Annotated in this window: 11 protein-coding genes and 1 CRISPR repeat array; of the genes, 10 read left to right on the top strand and 1 reads right to left on the bottom strand. The window is 47.1% G+C overall.

The window, feature by feature from the left end:
- Window positions 1-9: 9 nt before the first annotated feature.
- Window positions 10-3,300: a SusC/RagA family TonB-linked outer membrane protein gene (locus ABD031_RS17895; RefSeq protein ID WP_343853947.1), complete on the bottom strand. Its 3,291-nt coding sequence runs from the start codon at window positions 3,298-3,300 to the stop codon at window positions 10-12.
- A gap of 598 nt (window positions 3,301-3,898) precedes the next feature.
- Here ABD031_RS17895 and fabF point away from each other — a divergent pair.
- The 10 genes from fabF (at window position 3,899) to cas2 (ending at window position 16,066) form a co-directional block, all read left to right on the top strand.
- Window positions 3,899-5,137, top strand: a complete 1,239-nt coding sequence (fabF, locus tag ABD031_RS17890; RefSeq protein WP_343853945.1) for a beta-ketoacyl-ACP synthase II — start codon at window positions 3,899-3,901, stop codon at window positions 5,135-5,137.
- 172 nt (window positions 5,138-5,309) lie between these two features.
- A complete protein-coding gene (locus tag ABD031_RS17885) occupies window positions 5,310-5,684 on the top strand; it encodes a hypothetical protein (protein ID WP_343853942.1) in 375 nt (124 codons plus the stop codon).
- A 377-nt stretch (window positions 5,685-6,061) separates the two neighbouring features.
- A complete protein-coding gene (locus ABD031_RS17880) occupies window positions 6,062-6,940 on the top strand; it encodes an MbnP family protein (protein ID WP_343853941.1) in 879 nt (292 codons plus the stop codon).
- Window positions 6,897-8,024, top strand: coding sequence for a cytochrome-c peroxidase (locus tag ABD031_RS17875; RefSeq protein ID WP_343853939.1), 1,128 nt, complete (start codon window positions 6,897-6,899; stop codon window positions 8,022-8,024). Before ABD031_RS17880 ends, ABD031_RS17875 begins: the two co-directional genes overlap by 44 nt.
- A complete protein-coding gene (locus tag ABD031_RS17870) occupies window positions 8,021-8,986 on the top strand; it encodes a transporter family protein (protein WP_343853937.1) in 966 nt (321 codons plus the stop codon). The genes ABD031_RS17875 and ABD031_RS17870 overlap by 4 nt, the downstream gene beginning before the upstream one ends.
- 213 nt (window positions 8,987-9,199) lie before the next feature.
- The gene (locus ABD031_RS17865) at window positions 9,200-9,397 is read left to right on the top strand and encodes a hypothetical protein (protein WP_343853934.1); all 198 of its coding nucleotides are present in this window, start codon (window positions 9,200-9,202) and stop codon (window positions 9,395-9,397) included.
- Window positions 9,398-9,539: 142 nt separating this feature from the next.
- Window positions 9,540-14,186 (top strand): type II CRISPR RNA-guided endonuclease Cas9, encoded by a 4,647-nt coding sequence (cas9, locus tag ABD031_RS17860; RefSeq protein WP_343853931.1) that lies wholly within the window; start codon window positions 9,540-9,542, stop codon window positions 14,184-14,186.
- 6 nt (window positions 14,187-14,192) lie between these two features.
- A complete protein-coding gene (locus ABD031_RS17855) occupies window positions 14,193-14,780 on the top strand; it encodes a transposase (protein WP_343853928.1) in 588 nt (195 codons plus the stop codon).
- Between the two features lie 52 nt (window positions 14,781-14,832).
- Entirely contained in the window at window positions 14,833-15,726 is an 894-nt protein-coding gene (gene cas1 / locus ABD031_RS17850) for a type II CRISPR-associated endonuclease Cas1 (protein WP_343853926.1), read from the top strand.
- Window positions 15,719-16,066, top strand: coding sequence for a CRISPR-associated endonuclease Cas2 (gene cas2, locus ABD031_RS17845; RefSeq protein ID WP_343853923.1), 348 nt, complete (start codon window positions 15,719-15,721; stop codon window positions 16,064-16,066). The genes cas1 and cas2 overlap by 8 nt, the downstream gene beginning before the upstream one ends.
- A gap of 129 nt (window positions 16,067-16,195) precedes the next feature.
- Window positions 16,196-18,063: direct repeats of the CRISPR family, unit length 46 nt; unit sequence GCTGTGATTTCCCTAGGAAAGTACTGATTTGAAAGCAATTCACAAC.
- Between the last annotated feature and the right edge of the window lie 36 nt (window positions 18,064-18,099).

Genomic DNA, 18,099 nt, shown 5'->3' with positions numbered 1-18,099 from the left:
GTGTTCGAATTAGAAATTAACTGTTAACCCTGCGGAAATGGCCTTGAGCATCGGGTAGTTGTAGCCGTCCCCGCTGGTGCCGCCGCTCAGATCTCGATCGGAACCATAAATGCTGGTGACATCGGTATCGCGAGTCCATTTGTATAGAGGTGACCAAGTCCATAGATTTTCAGCAGACAGATATACTTTCACGTCGCTGGCGTGGATTTTTGAGGTCAGGTGCTGAGGCAGGGTGTAGCCCACCTGGATGTTTCGCAGTCGGATATAGGCGGCATTTTGCAGGTAGCGGTCGTTAGGCATGTTTAGGGCACGTCCGGTTCCTTGGGAGATGTAGCCAACCAATCGAGGGAGGTAAGCGTCAAAGTTGCCCAGTTCTTCCCTAAACATATTGTCTTCGTGCCAGCTTGGATACTGGTTGTAAGGACGGTTGTACTGTCCCCAGAATCGGGACTCCGCGGACGGATACCAATCCTGCTTCAGGACGCCCTGGAAGAATGCCCCGATGAAGAAGCCGTTCCAGTCTGCGTTCAGGTTGATCCCGTAGGCATAGCGCGGCTCTGAGTTGCCGATGATGGATTTGTCGCCGGAGTTTCCTACTTGGTTCAGGCCATGGTAGATTACGTCGTCACCATCCAGGTTTCTGAACTTCAGGTCTCCCACGTAATTCTTGCGGGTATTGGTGTTGGGGATATTGGCTTGGGAAGGTGAGTTGAGGATCTCTTCCTCGGATCGGAAAAGACCTTCCACCTGATAGCCCCAGATTTCACCGATTTGTTGGCCTACATAGTAGTCGGTCAGCCTTTTGTCCGCGTTGTTGTACTTGGTGACGAAGGCCTTGTAGTCGGACATGATCACCCGGACGTTGTAGTTGAAGGGCTTGGTCGCAAGCGCAAAATCGTCTGCCCAAGCGATGGATACTTCCCAACCCGTGGTTTCCAAGTCGGCATAGTTGCCTTTTGGTACGGTCGTGCCATAGATCGCAGGAAGCGTAGGTCCCACGGTAAACATATCGGAAGTCCAACGGCGGTAGACGTCACCCGTAAACTGGAGTCTGTTGTTCAAGCTGGCGAAATCCAGCCCTATGTCGCCCGTGGTGGAGGTCTCCCAGGTCAGGCCCGCGGGCACTACACCAGGCATGCTGGTGGCTTGGGGTCTCTGGCCGTTGATGATGCGGCCCATCTGCGAGATCGAGAAGTTTTCGGTAAAAGAGTAAGGGCTGATGTTGCCATTTCCCAGTGATCCGTAGGAAGCACGGAATTTTAGGCTGGTCAAAAGTCCCTGGCTGACTTTCCAAAAAGACTCTTCGGAAACGGCCCATCCTACAGACGCCGACGGGAAGAAGGCATACTGCTGGTCTGTAGGGAATTTGGAAGAGCCGTCGTAGCGACCGTTGATTTCAAGCAGGTAGCGTCCTTGGTAGTCATAGTTTACTCTGAAAAACCCTCCGGCAATAGCCCATTTTTGATAGCCTCCGTTAGTCACGATACTTTGGCCCAAAGCCAGGTTGAGGTCATCCGCATCAGGAAACACGATGCCGTTGCGTCTTGTGGTCAGGTTTTCGTAAACAGAAGATTCATAGTTGAATCCGCCCAAGAGTCCCAGGTTGTGGGAGTTGTTAAAGGTTTTCAGGTAGTTGGCGTACAGGTTGGTAGCATAGTAATTGGTCGTGTTTCTCCGATCCTGCAGGTCGTTGGTGTTGGTTCCGGTGTAGCCGGTCACGCCCTCATACCTGCTGTAAGGTACTTGGACACGCTTTTGGAAGTAGCTGTTGTCCGTAGTCTGGAAGGTGAAGTTTCCGTTGATTGTCAGTTTCTTTTCGAAAAGCTCTGCCTTGGCAGCAAATCGGTTTTTCAGGAATCGCTGCACTTGGTCGGTCGCGTTTTTGCCAATGTAGTAATCGCCCACGGTGTAAGCCGCTGGGAAAGACAGGCTGCCGTCAGGGTTTAGCAAAGGTGCAAGGGGGTGCCCTTCATCCGCCATGTTTCTCCAGATCCCGCTACCCTCGCCGACGTTAAGCGGCTGGTGATAGGCCATTCGGGAGTAGTCGGTGTTGTTTTCCACCTGCAGCCAGGGAGTAAGCTGGATCGAGCCTTTTGCCCGCAGGTTATACATGGCATAGGTATCGGAGTTGTACCGAAACAGTCCGTCTTGTCCGTTGTAGCGGCCACTGACATAGTAGGAGGTTTTCTTGTCGCCACCCGTTAGGGTCAGGTTATGGTCTTGGGCGAAAAAGCTCTCTTTGTACAATTCCTGATACCAGTCGGTGCTGTAGTAGTATTGGTATTCACCGGTGGAGGGGTTGACCTCCACTCGTGGCAAAGAGGGGTCTTCCCAGCGCCTTTTAATCTCAGCGAGATAAGCTTGGGAAAAAGGCAAGGTTTTGTTGATCGCAGTGGGTGTGTTTCCGTTGTCGTTCCAAGCTGACCACGCATCGTTGAAACCTTTGGCCCAAGGGTAAGATTCGGTGATGTTGTCCGGTACGGAGGTGGGGGATTTCGAGGAGAAATTCGCCGAATAGGTAATGGAAGTCTTGCCTTCAGTGGCAGATTTGGTGGTGATCAAGACTACCCCAAAAGCTGCGCGGGCACCATAGATCGATGCAGAAGCGGCATCCTTCAGGACTGTGACGCTGGCGATGTCATTGGGGTTGAGCATCCGGGGATCGCCCTCCACACCGTCGATCAGTACCAGGGCGCTACCCTGCTGGCCGATGGAGGTAGTTCCCCGCACGTTGAAGCTTGGAGACTGGGTGGGCTTTCCGTCCAACATTTTGATGTTCAAGTTGGGGACAGCCCCGACCAATCCCTGTGCGACGTTGGAAATAGGCCTGTTTTCGAAGACTTCCGAGTCGACTTGGTCCACTGCTCCGGTCAGGTTTGCCTTTCGCTGAACGCCATATCCTACTACGACGACTTCGTCCAAGGCAGACATCCCTTCGGTCAAGATTACGTCAATCACACTTCTGCCTCCGAGGGCGATGTTTTGCGCATCATAGCCGATAAATGAAAATACCAAAGTTGCTCCCTCCGGTACGTTCAGAGAATACTTTCCGTCAAGGTCCGTGACTGTACCGGTCGTAGATCCAGCGACCAAAACGGTCACGCCGGGCATGGCCTCACCTGCGGCATTGGTCACGGTGCCTGTGATGTTCCCATCTGCCCAGTGATCGGGCACTGAGGTTGCTGGAGGCAGCCTCAGTGTTCCAGCCTGGGCATCGCTCAGACCGAAGCACTGGACGGTGAGAGCCAGTGTGGCTATCCTCGAGATGGATACAAAATATTTGTGGATAATTTTTACCATAAGAATTGTGTGGTTTAATTGGTTTTTTGGTGTGGGAAAAGAGGAAAAGTGTCCTTCAGGGCTCTAGCCTTGGGCAGTGAGAATAAAGCCTTGGTTTTTAATTGTTTGAAATGATTGCTTCCTAACTAATTGATATGTAGTAGGTTGGTCGGGTGTATTGTTCTGGAAGTCATGCGGTCTTTCGTGCGGCAAAGGTGCTTTCCTTTGACGGCATGATTGCAGGTCGGCCGATTATCTCTCTGTTAGTTATTTTTGCAATTAGTAACAGCAAATTCAAGCCGCGGTAATGGTAGTTTTATATGGATTTGGGGTCGAGTTTAAAGGGGTATTAGGCTGTTTGAATGGCGAATCGGTAAGCGCGACGATCCCAGAGCGGTGATGCATTTCAATGGTTTTGAAAATTGGATTTTGGACAAAATGGTAATCTTGCCGATCCTTTTTCTTCAACCTGGAGGTGTTTTAAAGCATCGGTCTATACGCCATCTTTGCCAGATGATCGGAAGATATGTCAAGTTGAATGCGAACTTTGGGCAGTGATCTAGTGGTTGATACTTCACCGGAGAGATCTGGTACTATAGAAACAGAAACAAAAAATCGAATGAAAAGAGTAGTCGTAACCGGTATGGGAACCATCAATCCATTAGGTGATTCCGTGGAATTGTTTTGGGAAAATGCCATGAAAGGTGTCAATAACACCGGTATTGTCACCAAATTTGACGCTTCCAGATTCCGCTCGCAGGTTGCCAGCGAGGTCGCGAGTTTTGCGCCTGAGAAATTCTTGGATCGCAACGAAATCAAGAGAACCGATCTCTTTACCCAGTATGCCTTATACAGTGCATCGCAAGCGATCGCCGATTCCGGTTTGGAACTCAATACCATTGATCCCTTTGATATTGGTGTGATCTGGGGAGTCGGTCAGGGTGGGATGGAGACCTTCGAAAGTGAAGTGGAGAACTACGTGAAAGGCGACTACAACCCGAGGTTCAGTCCGTTTTTCATACCCAAGTTGCTTCTGAATATGGCCTCGGGCCTGATCTCCATGAAGTTTGGACTGCAGGGCATCAACTATGCGCCGGTTTCAGCTTGCGCGACTTCCAATACGGCGCTGATGGATGCGTTCAATTATATCCGTTTGGGCAAAGCCAAAGTCTTCGTCACCGGCGGCTCGGAAGCGCCGATCACGCCAGCGTCTTTTGGTGGCTTTGCGGCAATGAAAGCAATGTCAGGTCGCAACGACGATCCAAAGACGGCCAGTCGACCCTTTGACGTAGATCGTGATGGATTTGTGATGGCAGAAGGCGCCGGAGCACTGATTTTGGAGGAATACGAGCACGCCAAGAAGCGCGGCGCCAAGATCTATGCGGAAGTCGTCGGAGCCGCCATGACCGCCGATGCGTATCACATGACCACACCGCATCCGGAGGGGATCGGTGCTGCCAAGTCCATGCATCTCGCTTTGGCCGAAGCGCAAATCAATGCAGCCGATCTTGACTACCTGAATCTACACGCTACCTCCACTCCTGTTGGCGATATCGCAGAGTTGAATGCTGTAGCCAAAGTGTTTCAAGGTTCTCCGAATCTTTGGGTGAGCTCTACCAAATCCATGACAGGTCACCTGCTCGGTGCTGCCGGAGCAGTGGAAGCGATCTTGGCGGTCAAGTCGATTACAGACAATGTCATTCCTGCCTCGATCAATATCGAAAATCTCGACCCTGCGATCCCGGCCGGAGTCCAGATTGTGGTCAATCAGCCCCTGGGAAAAACCGTGAACACAGCGATGAGCAATGCCTTTGGATTTGGCGGTCATAATTCTACCGTGGTGTTTAAGAGGGTGTAGAAGGGAAGCCTAGTAGCATTTCGGCAGGGTTATAGAAGGAGCATAACGTTTGATTATGCTCTTTTTTTTTCAAATCTATTTGCTTTTATAGCTTTGAAGGACTTTCGTTTTCGGTCTTAGCTAAATCAGAAAATCCTTTTGCGGAAGCTTTTTCCTCGCCTACCTTTGCGCCGTGCTAAAAGCCCTGTTCCATATCTTTCTCTGCTCCGTACTCATGCTCAACAGCATGGTGTATTCGGTGATTCGGGGGAGCTATGAGTTGAACAAGGCTTACATCATCGAGAATTTTTGCGTCAACAAGGACAAGCCGATGATGAATTGCGATGGCAAATGCTATCTGGCCGAGCAGATGAAGGAGGCCAAGGAGAAACGTGACGCCAACTCGACGCACAAGTTCAGCACCGATTTCGGGATATATATTGCCGCTCCCAGTTTAGAGCAGGGATTTTTGGCTACTGCGACTCAGCTCCACGAGGCGGAGTCCGCTTATGTTGAGCCTTTCACCTCTTTCTTTTTTCAAGAAATCAACAAGCCGCCCTCGGCCTGATTTTTACCTAGCCTTTCCCCATTCTTCCCAGTCTTTCGCCCCGCCTTTTGGCCAGGGCATGTCTTGCCTCTGCATAATGCCTTAGGCATGTAGGCTACTGGTGGAAAGGATATTTCCAAGTAGGTATATAAGCAATTTTGCCAGTGATCGAATATGCTTCTTCATAGGGGGCGGAAGACCGATGTTTCGGCAAGGCCAGAATCCCCTTTGATTTGGATAGACCAATCCTGTTGCTGGCATAGACGCGGATTACCCTATTTCCAAAAACAAAAAAAACAGATTTCCCACGAGAGGCCGCCTTCTTTTTGGGTTTAAGGTTCCTGCCGTCTTCTAACAGAAGCAGGGCGAAGCATGTCTTATTTTACAATAAACAATCGATGAAAAATCTATCACAAACCATACAAAGCGCTTTTTTCCAATTCCTTCTTTTTGCAGGCATTGCCCTGGCAACTACCGCATGTATCCAGGACGATTCCGGTCCTGATAGTAGCAAGTCAGGCGAATTCTCCCTCGAGTTTGACAATATCGTCGGTGAGGAGACTTTTGGGCTCGCTCCCCGCAAGTACGTCAATGCGAAAGGCGAGGAGTTTTCCATCACCACTTTGCAATACTTTATCAGCAACATCAAGCTCTACACCGAGACAGGTGCGGAGTACATTGTGCCCCAGGAGGACAGCTACTTCCTGATCCAGGGAAGTGCTCGTGACAGCCGTTTTGCCAAGGTGACCGTACCGGAGGGAGACTATACCAAGGTTTCATTTATCCTCGGCGTAGATAGCCTGAGAAATACCATGCCGGTGGAGGAAAGGACGGGCGTGCTGTCATTTGACCCCTCGCACGGACATGCAGGAGGTGGAATGTACTGGGGCTGGAATAGCGGCTATATCTTCTTCAAGATGGAGGGCACTTGTCCGTTGATCTCCGACGACCAGCAGGGCGATCCGACCGGGAATAAGCAGTTTAGGTATCACATTGGCGGTTTTGGCGGCTACAGCGCGCCGACCTTGAACAATATCAAGGAAGTCACGATGGATCTGAAGCAGGGAGGAATCTCCCAAGTGCGTGAAGGCCTGAGGAGCAATGTCCATCTCTTTGTGGATGTGATGAAGGTCTTCGACGGAGAGAACAGCATCAGCATCCCCGAATACCCAACGGTGATGTTTAGCGGATTCAGCGTCAATGTCGCCAATAATTTCCCGGGAATGTTTAGCCATGACCATACGGAAAATTTCAGCAAGGGAACCGATGGACTATAAGCTCCGAGCAGGCAGGGCGGGAATGACCCGTCTTGCGCTGCTTTTTTCGATTGGGGTCCTTGGCGTCCTGATCGTGGGCTGCGATTCGGCAGACAGAAATCCCGAGCAGTTTCAGGGATTTGTCCAGCCAGAAGGGTTTCCGGAGCCGGTTTACAATTTCTCAAGAAACGAAGTGACGAAAGATGGCTTTGAGCTGGGCAAGCGTCTCTTTTTTGAGCCACGCCTGTCCCGAGACAACACCATCGCCTGTGGGAGTTGCCATATCCAGACGGCAGCTTTTACCCATCATGGACATGACGTGAGCCACGGAATCGACGACCAGTTGGGCATCCGCAATCCTCAGCCCATCATGAATCTGGCTTGGGCTGGGGGCTTCTTTTGGGATGGAGGTGTATTTGACCTGGATCTGGTGGCAATCAATGCGATCACCAGCCCGGTGGAGATGGATGAAAATATTCCCAATGTGCTGAAGAAGCTGCGGGAGCATCCGGAGTATCCGGGGCTTTTCAAAAAGGCCTTTGGTACGGTGGAAATTACGGATGCGCGCTTTTTCAAAGCCCTTTCCCAATACATGCTCTTGGCGGTGAGCGACAATTCGGACTATGACAAAGTGCGGAGAAAAGAGGCTGTTTTCACCCCCGGGCAGCTGGCGGGCTATCGGGTTTTTGAGAAACATTGCGCCAGCTGCCATGCTGAGCCCCTGCTCACCGATCAGAGCTTTCGCAACAATGGTCTGGCTCCCAATCCCGTCGATGACCAAGGCCGCATCGATGTCACGCTCAATGCGGCAGACAAGTATAAATTCAAGGTGCCAAGCCTAAGAAACTGGGAATATACCGCGCCCTACATGCACGATGGGAGATTTCTGACCCTGAACCGGGTGATCGAGCACTACCGAACTGGCATGGTGAATTCGGAAACCCTGGATTCAGCCTTCAGAAATGAAGACGGCTCCATCGGCATCCAAATGACCGAGGAGGAAAAAGGCCAACTGATCGAATTTCTGCAAACCCTGAATGACCGCGACTTCGTTGTCAATCCGCTTTTGGCGGAGCCGGCCATCAACAGCCCATTTAAAAAATGAAAAACAAACTGATAATCCTGATGATGGTTGCAGCGCTGCCATTTTCTTCCCTAGCCTGTGATATCTGCGGCTGTGGTGTGGGGAGCTATTACTTGGGGATATTGCCGGAGTTTAGCGACAAGTTTGTCGGGTTGCGGTACCAGTCCAAGCTGCTGACTACCCACTTGGGCCCTTCCGGTGAACGTACGCCCCTGAGTTCGGACGAAAGCTACCAGAGTATCGAAGCCTGGGGGGCTTGGAACTTTGGCTCCCGATGGAGGGTGATGGCGATTTTGCCCCATAATTTCAACAGTCGGGAGCTTGAAAACGGAAGCCTGAGCGGCGAGAAAGACGGGATAGGGGATGTGGTCGCGATCCTCAATTACAAACTGTTTGAATCGCGCATCACCACAGGTAGCTCAAAACTGCTGGCCCACTCCCTCTGGCTGGGCGCCGGGGTGAAAGCTCCCACGGGAAGATATGAAGATGGAGAGCAGCTGATGCCCGATTCACCCAACAACTTCCAGCTGGGCTCGGGCAGCACGGACTTCCTGGTCAATGCTGCTTATGATATCCGGCTGATGGACTTTGGGGTGAATGTGAATGCGAGCTACAAGCTCAATACCGAGAATCAATATGACTACCGTTACGGGAATAAGTTTACCGGCAATCTGTTGGCCTACTATAAGTTTAACATCAAGCAGAAAGTGCGCATCGATCCAAACGTGGGACTTCTCTACGAGACCCAGCAGCAGGACTTGCTCTATGGCAAGTACGAGGTCTACCAGTCGGGTGGCCAACTTTTGAGCAATGTGGTGGGCGTGGAGGTGAATGTGGGCCAGTTTTCTTTTGGCTCCAATTACCAAATGCCCATCAGCCAAAGTCTCGCCAATGACCGAGCTTGGGCCGGCAATCGTCTGATGACGCATGTATCATTTAACCTGCGGGGGAAAAAGAAGGAGGAGAGCCTGTTTGGGATGTAAACTCTTATAAGTTCGGCCCCAAACCAACATGAAAACAGAGCCTTTCCTTCATCAGATGGGCTTTTTTATTGCTAAGGCCAAATTGTTAAGTACGCCATAAACACGATTGTCAATGCCTGTCGGACTTTGACTAAAAATACCCAGTACTGGGTATTTCGTAGTGTTTTCCGAATGATATATTGCAAAAGGATATTTTGGGTCATGACTTAGGTAATGATCGAAGAAAATGCAAAAAAAAATGCGCTGGAAATAGGAAGGGATATGGCGAACAAAAAGGGGAGCGGCCTTGGCGGAAAGGAGCAGAGTGAACGTTTTTTCGGATACTTAACAGCTCCTGAAAACAACGACAGAGTTAATCTGCTCAATGGCAAGGCTCTTTCTATGGTTCGCCACGAAGCATTTTTTCTATGAAGTGGGGATCGGTTAGCAGGGTGAAAAAAGAAAAGGCGACTTGCGCCGCCTTGAATGTTTACACAACGGAATAATCCTTATTGTGAATTGCTTTTAAATCAGTGGCTCAAAGTAGAGATAAACGGAAAACTTTCAAAATAATATGAAAAAGATTTTAGGACTTGACTTGGGAACCAACTCGATTGGGTGGGCGCTGATTGAGCAGGATTTTGGAAAGAAAGAAGGCAAGATCCTCGGGATGGGGAGCCGGATTATACCGATGTCCCAGGATATCTTGGGAGAGTTCGGTAGGGGGAACTCCGTGTCTCAAACCGCTGAACGGACCCGATTGAGAAGCATCAGGCGTCTCAAGGAAAGGCATCTCTTAAGACGGGAGCGATTGCATAGGGTGTTGAATGTGTTGGGGTTTCTGCCATCTCACTATGCTTCGCGGATTGATTTCGAAAAGCGTCTGGGGAAGTTTGTTGGCGATGCCGAGCCAAAGCTTGCCTACCAGCCAGTATGGAATGCTGCTAAAAGCAAAAATGAATATGGTTTTCTGTTCAAGGAATCCTTTCAGGAGATGTTGGAGGAGTTTCGTCTATTTCAGCCCCAACTGCTGATAAACAAGAAAGGTGATGCTGCCTTAATTCCCTATGACTGGACAATCTATTTTCTCAGGAAGAAGGCGTTGACCCAGAAAGTCACCAAAGAGGAATTGGCCTGGATCATTCTCAATTTCAACCAAAAAAGGGGGTATTACCAGTTGCGTGGAGAAGAGGAGGATGAAAATCCGAATAACCTGGTAGAATTTCACTCGTTCAAGATAGTGGATGTACTAGCAGACGAGGCTCAAAAAGGAAAGCCAGAAGTCTGGTATTCCTTGATATTGGAAAACGGATGGATGTATAGAAGGTCTAGCAAGACTCCCTTGTATGATTGGAAAGATAAGGTTAGGGATTTCATCGTTACTACCAGTCTCGAAAAGGATGGTAGCTTTAAAACCGACAAGGAAGGAAATGTAAAAAGAAGCTTCAGAGCACCTGGGGAGAATGATTGGACATTGGTAAAGAAGAGGACTGAGCAAGAAATCGATCAGTCGCATAAGACCGTCGGTGCATATATCTACGATTCGTTGCTCCAAAACCCCATGCAGAAAATTAAAGGAAAACTGGTTCGCACGATAGAACGGAAATTCTATAAAGATGAACTCAGACGGATTTTGGCAAAGCAAGTGGAGTTTCATTCGGAATTGCAGAGCCAGGAGTTTTATGAGGACTGTGTCCGGGAGCTCTATCGTAACAACGAGGCGCATCAGATGCTTTTAGGACGAAAGGATTTTGTCCATCTGATCGTGGAGGATATCATTTTTTATCAGCGGCCCTTGAAAAGCCAAAAGTCATCCATTGGCAATTGTTCGTTGGAGAAAAGGCCGATGAAGGATGAGAAGGGGAATCCGCTAAAAGATAGCGATGGGAATCAGGTGTTTAAGCCTTTGAAAGCTACTCCCAAGTCGAATCCCTACTATCAGGAATTTCGGATCTGGCAATGGATTTACAATTTATCGATTTACCGAAAGGATGAGGATGTCAATATTACCAGTGATTTCCTGAACAGTTCGGAAGATTGGGAAGGACTATTTGAATTCCTCAACGACAAAAGGGAGATAGAACAGAAAGTTTTGCTTGAATATCTACTCAAGCAAAAAGGATGGAAAGGGAAATTGCTGAGTGCCGAAGTGGAGAAGTATCGCTGGAAGTATGTGGAGGACAAGAAATATCCCTGTAATGAGACTAGATCTTTGATCAGGACGAGGCTGGATAAAGTGGAGCGGATTCGGGAGGATTTTTTGACCAGATCGGTAGAGCAGCAGCTATGGCATATCATCTATTCCGTGACAGATAAAGTAGATTATGAGAAGGCTTTGAAGTCTTTTGCTTTTAAAAAACAACTGGACGAAAGCTCTTTTGTTGATGCGTTTAGAAAATTTCCACCATTCAAAAGCGAATATGGAGCTTTCTCAGAAAAGGCTATTAAGAAGCTTTTGCCCTTAATGAGGGTAGGTAAGTTTTGGGATGAAAATGATGTCGTCCGGGCATCTCCTTCTTATTTAAAGAATATCGAGCAGCTACTTCAGAAGTTGGAAGAACAAAACAGAAAGATATCGAATTCGGATCGAGAGATATGGAATAAGGATATCAATAGGAAGCTTTACCAAGAGCTCAGCCTGTTTTTGGACGGAGACGTCGAGCTATTCCAAAAGCTAAGGCTTCATATTTCATCCTACCTTGTGTATGGACGGCACTCGGAGGCTGCTGAGATAGGCAAATGGAATTCTGTGGATGACATGGAAGAATATCTTCGAGAATTTAGGCAACACTCTCTTCGCAATCCTATAGTAGAGCAGGTGATCACGGAGACGTTGAGAGTGGTCAAGGATATCTGGTCAAAGTATGGAGGGGGAGCTAGAGACTTCTTCAGTGAAATTCACATCGAACTTGGTAGGGAGATGAAGAATAACGCTGATGAGCGGAAGCAGATCACTAATCGAATGACTGAGAATGAAAATACCAATCTGCGAATCAAGGCACTTTTGGCAGAAATGGCACAGGACGTTAATGTCGAAAACATACGGCCTTATTCGCCAATGCAGCAGGAGATTCTGAAAGTTTATGAGGAAGGGGTGCTTAACTCAGGTATTGATATTGAGGATGATATATTGAAAATAAGTAAAACGCCACAGCCGTCAAGTGCTGATCTCCGCAGATATAAGCTTTGGCTGGAGCAGAAATATTGTTCTCCCTATACAGGGAAGATTATTCCGCTTAATAGACTATTCAGTCCTGAATACGAAATAGAGCACATTATTCCGCAGAGCAGGTATTTTGATGATAGTTTTAGCAATAAGGTCATTTGTGAGACTGCAGTCAATAAGCTTAAGGGTAACCAAATCGGACTTGAATTTATCAAGAGCCACCACGGTCAGATAGTCGAATTGGGTATGGGTAAGTCAGTGAAGGTTTTTGAAGTGGCTGCCTATGAAGAATTTGTTAAGCAGAATTATGCCAAAAACCGCTCAAAGCGAAATAAGCTCTTATTGGAGGAAATTCCGGAAAAGATGATTGAGCGACAGATGAATGATACCCGATACATAAGCAAGTTTATAACGTCGGTGTTGTCAAATATCGTCCGAGAGGATGCCAATGATGATGGTGTTAACTCTAAGAATATTGTCCCAGGTAATGGGAAAATCACGACGGAGCTCAAGCAAGACTGGGGGTTGAATGATGTTTGGAACGAACTTATACTACCTAGGTTTGAGCGGATGAATCTACTCACTAAGTCCACTCATTTCACCGCTTGGAATGAGAATCACCAGAAGTTTTTGCCTACCGTACCTCTGGAGTTTTCCAAAGGGTTTTCGAAGAAGAGAATAGACCATCGCCATCATGCAATGGATGCGCTGGTCATTGCCTGTGCTACGAGAGACCATGTTAACCTTTTGAACAACCTTCATGCTAAATCGGCCAAACGACATGACCTGAATAGGAAGCTTAGAAAATATGAAAAAGTGGCCTATATCGATCCAAAGACGGGTGAAAGAATTGAGCGAGAGGTTCCGCGGGATTTTGTTAAGCCTTGGAATAGCTTCACTTCCGATGCAAAAGATGCATTGAAAAATATAATTGTAAGCTTCAAACAGAACCTCAGGGTGATAAATAAAGCGAGTAACAAGTATGAGAAATGGACAGAGAAAGAAGGGGTGACGGTTAAGGAATTGCATGTGCAAACAGGTGTGAACTGGGCTATTCGAAAACCGATGCACAAGGATACGGTTTCAGGTCTTGTTCAATTGAGAGGAAGGAAAAGTGTTTCATTAAATCAGGCATTGGATTTTATTCCAGATATAGTTGATAAGGGGTTGAGAAGGGAGTTACAGAGATTGACTTCAATTGGAATAGATCGAAAGAAGATTTCAAGACATTTCAAGGAGATTGATAACAAGTTTAACGGCCAGGATATTTCCAAAGTGGAAATTTACTATTGGAAAGAAGACAATGTGGCTTCCAGAGTCTCGCTAAACGATGCCTTCGATGAAAAAAGAATTGAATCAATAACTGATACCGGTATTCAGAAGATATTACTGAGGCATTTGGAGAATTATAGTGGCAGAGTGGATGAAAAAGGAAAGGAGATTCCAGGGGAGTTATTGGCATTTTCACCGGAAGGAATTGAAGAAATGAACAAGAATATACAGGCCTTGAACGGAGGGAAGCATCATCAACCAATCTTGAAAGTCCGTACATACGAGCCGAAAGGCAATAAATTTGTAGTGGGCCAAAAAGGTAATAAAGGGAGCAAATTTGTCGAAGCGGCTAAAGGAACTAACCTTTATTTCGCAATTTACCAGGATGAAAATAAGAAGAGGTCTTATGAGACAGTTCCCTTGAATGTTGTGATAGAGAGGCAGAAGCAGGGTTTAAGTCCGGTGCCCGGAACAAATGAAAAAGGGGATGGTTTGCTGTTTTTCCTTTCGCCAAATGATCTTGTGTATGTGGTTGATGGTGATGGTGAATTTCCAGTTTCTAGAGTTGATCCAGTTGGAGGTGAGTCGACTTCCAGATTATACAAGATGGTGAGCTCCTCGGGAACACAATGTTTTTTTGTAAGGAATGACGTGTCTGTACCTATTGTGAATAAGTTGGAGTACTCACCTCTAAATAAGATGGAACGAGCGATAGATGGTGTTATGATTAAAGAGTTTTGTGTTAAACTCAGTATTGACAGATTGGGGGCAATTATAGGCTAGTTAATCGTGGAACCCTCCCAATCCTACCATATCTACAATCACGCCAACGGCTCGGAAAACATCTTCCCGGAAGAGGAAAACTATCGGTATTTCCTTGGCCAGTATGCGAAGTACTTGGGTGATGTGTTGGATACTTACGCCTATTGCCTGATGCCAAATCACTTCCATTTTCTGGTGGGAGTGAAGGCGACAGACCTGTCAGGTTTTCAAAACCTGACAGGTCTGATCGGGCATCCCTCAAAAAATTCAGCGATCAAGGGATTCTCAGACCTTTTTAATTCCTACACCAAAGCTTTCAACAAGCGGTTTGAAAGAAAAGGAAGTCTGTTTCAAAGGGCATTTTCAAGAAAGCCAATTCTAAGCGAAGAGCAGTGGCAAGAAACCTTTCTTTATATCCACCTCAATCCCATCAAACACGGATTTACAGATACAATAGAAGACTGGAAATGGTCTAGCTGGAAGGCATACAATCGCCCAGAGCAAGCTTCACTGGTAGATAGGTCTTATTACATAAATTTCTTCGATGGAATGTCCCATGTTCGGGATATGATCTCGGTAAAGAGAGAGCTGATTTTGAATAAAGATTTCGAATAAGTCAATCCTGACAGGTTTTTGAAACCTGTCAGGGTTTGTTTTCCAACATTCCATGATCAAAAGAACCCTTTTCTTCGGCAATCCAGCCTACCTCAGTACCAAAAATGAGCAATTACACATCAGCTTTCCCGACGGGCAGCCGGATCGAACGGTACCGATTGAGGACATTGGGATGATTGTGCTAGAAAACCAACAGATCACTATCACCAACGGATTGATTGCAAAGCTCACCACCCAAAAGACCGCCATCGTCTCCTGCAATGCCCAGCGTCTGCCCGATGGGTTGCTGCTTCCGATGCATGGGCATAGCGAACAAACCGAGCGCATCCGCCATCAACTGGATGCCAGTGTACCGCTGAAGAAAAATCTCTGGCAGCAGACCGTATCCGCCAAGATCGCCAACCAGGCGGGCCTTTTGGAGGAGAAAGGTATTCCGGCCCAAAAACTTCGCCATTTGGCGAAGAGTGTAAGTTCGGGGGACAAAGAAAACCACGAAGGCCAAGCCGCCGCTTACTATTGGCAACACCTGTTCGTGATTTCGGGTTTTACGAGAGAGCAGGCTGGCCTTCCGCCCAACAATCTGCTCAACTACGGATATGCGATCCTTCGAGCGGTAATCGCCAGGGCACTGGTGTCCTCCGGAATGCTGCCCAATGTGGGCATTTGGCATCGAAATAAGTACAATGCCTACTGCCTGGCCGATGACATCATGGAGCCCTATCGTCCCTACGTGGACTTGGTCGTCTCGCATATCGTGGAGACTGAGGATGATTTTAGCGAATTGACTACCTCCCTTAAGAAAGAACTCTTGAGTATCCCAGCCTTGGATGTGGTGATCGATGGGCAGAAAAGTCCCTTGATGGTAGCCGCCAGCCGGACCACGAGCTCGCTCTTTGATTGCTTTGCGGGCATCAGCAGGAAAATTTCCTATCCCGAGTATGGATAATGGATATTTCTCAAGACTTAACCAATACCGGACATTGTGGGTCTTAGTTTTTTTCGACCTTCCCACAGAGACCAAAAAAGATCGGAAGATGGCCTCCTCTTTCCGAAAGAAGCTTTTGGACGATGGCTTTGCCATGTTCCAGTTTTCGATCTACATGCGCTTCTGCGCCAGTCGGGAAAATGCGGACGTACACCTGAGACGGGTCAGGAAAAACCTTCCTCCAAAGGGCAAGGTGGGGATGATGTCGATTACCGACAAGCAATTTGGGATGATGGAGATTTTCTACGGTACCAAACCCATGGAGCCGGAACAGCCCTCCCAGCAATTGGAGTTGTTTTGAGGTAGAAAAAAGACCTGTCAGGTTTCGAAAACCTGACAGGTCTTTTCTTTTCCTTGCCAAACTACCAGCCTTTTTTGATTCTGTTTTTTGCCATAAAAAACAACATACCAGTCGGTTACGGCTTGGTATGCTGTGATTTCCCTAGGAAAGTACTGATTTGAAAGCAATTCACAACAGGCAGGCGGTACGAGGGCCTGCCTTTTTTGCTGTGATTTCCCTAGGAAAGTACTGATTTGAAAGCAATTCACAACTGGCTGTGCAAAGCTGTTGGTATGACTATTGCTGTGATTTCCCTAGGAAAGTACTGATTTGAAAGCAATTCACAACTTATTGGCACTCTGGAGCTGCTGCTGGAGGGCTGTGATTTCCCTAGGAAAGTACTGATTTGAAAGCAATTCACAACGTTAAGTGGGGGCTACCCCGCCCCCGTGGAGCTGTGATTTCCCTAGGAAAGTACTGATTTGAAAGCAATTCACAACAAGATGTAGATATGTCTAGAAAACTAGTGGGCTGTGATTTCCCTAGGAAAGTACTGATTTGAAAGCAATTCACAACCTATATGCTATTTTCTTTTTGTCACCCCACGCTGTGATTTCCCTAGGAAAGTACTGATTTGAAAGCAATTCACAACCATTTTTGCGTTGTCTGATTGTGTCTTATGGCTGTGATTTCCCTAGGAAAGTACTGATTTGAAAGCAATTCACAACATGCGTCCAATAATTTGCTGGGAATGATCCGCTGTGATTTCCCTAGGAAAGTACTGATTTGAAAGCAATTCACAACTATAGATTCCATGCTCCGAAACTTTACAAGCTGTGATTTCCCTAGGAAAGTACTGATTTGAAAGCAATTCACAACTGGATTGTCGATGTCAATCGGTTTTTGTTTGCTGTGATTTCCCTAGGAAAGTACTGATTTGAAAGCAATTCACAACGACGTACTCGCTTCGGTCGCTTCATGCTATGCTGTGATTTCCCTAGGAAAGTACTGATTTGAAAGCAATTCACAACCCTAAAAGCTTCCTCGTTCCCTGACCTGTCGCTGTGATTTCCCTAGGAAAGTACTGATTTGAAAGCAATTCACAACCCGGTTCCGGCCATCGCCAAAAATTCCTGAGCTGTGATTTCCCTAGGAAAGTACTGATTTGAAAGCAATTCACAACAATGAGTTGAGGTCATATTTTGAGGCAAAAGCTGTGATTTCCCTAGGAAAGTACTGATTTGAAAGCAATTCACAACAATGCATACAACGTCACTACGGTAATTTCTGCTGTGATTTCCCTAGGAAAGTACTGATTTGAAAGCAATTCACAACACCTATATTCACGTCATACAATAACACATAGCTGTGATTTCCCTAGGAAAGTACTGATTTGAAAGCAATTCACAACCCATCGAAAGTAATTAAGTTCGAAATTCCTGCTGTGATTTCCCTAGGAAAGTACTGATTTGAAAGCAATTCACAACAGAGACAATTGGGGTTCAAAAAGTGTTTCTGCTGTGATTTCCCTAGGAAAGTACTGATTTGAAAGCAATTCACAACGGAGATCGACGAGGAGGATGTGTATTCTGGCTGTGATTTCCCTAGGAAAGTACTGATTTGAAAGCAATTCACAACTTCGCCACCGTTGTGCATTTCGGAAATTTAGCTGTGATTTCCCTAGGAAAGTACTGATTTGAAAGCAATTCACAACGAATTCGCAAAATACCCCTTCTTCTTGTTGGCTGTGATTTCCCTAGGAAAGTACTGATTTGAAAGCAATTCACAACTACCAAAGGTATTTATACGTTTCACCGAAAGCTGTGATTTCCCTAGGAAAGTACTGATTTGAAAGCAATTCACAACTCTAGCCTGTTGCATCTCACTTGCCGTCTTGCTGTGATTTCCCTAGGAAAGTACTGATTTGAAAGCAATTCACAACGCCTGCCCCCATGCTGATCACGTCTGCGATGCTGTGATTTCCCTAGGAAAGTACTGATTTGAAAGCAATTCACAACTATTACAATGGGGTTAAACTTATTTGTTTTGCTGTG

Source organism: Algoriphagus jejuensis (genome assembly GCF_039523455.1).
Lineage (GTDB): Bacteria > Bacteroidota > Bacteroidia > Cytophagales > Cyclobacteriaceae > Algoriphagus > Algoriphagus jejuensis.
Note: the sequence above shows the minus strand (reverse complement) of the source record. Positions and strands in the feature narration are given on the sequence as shown.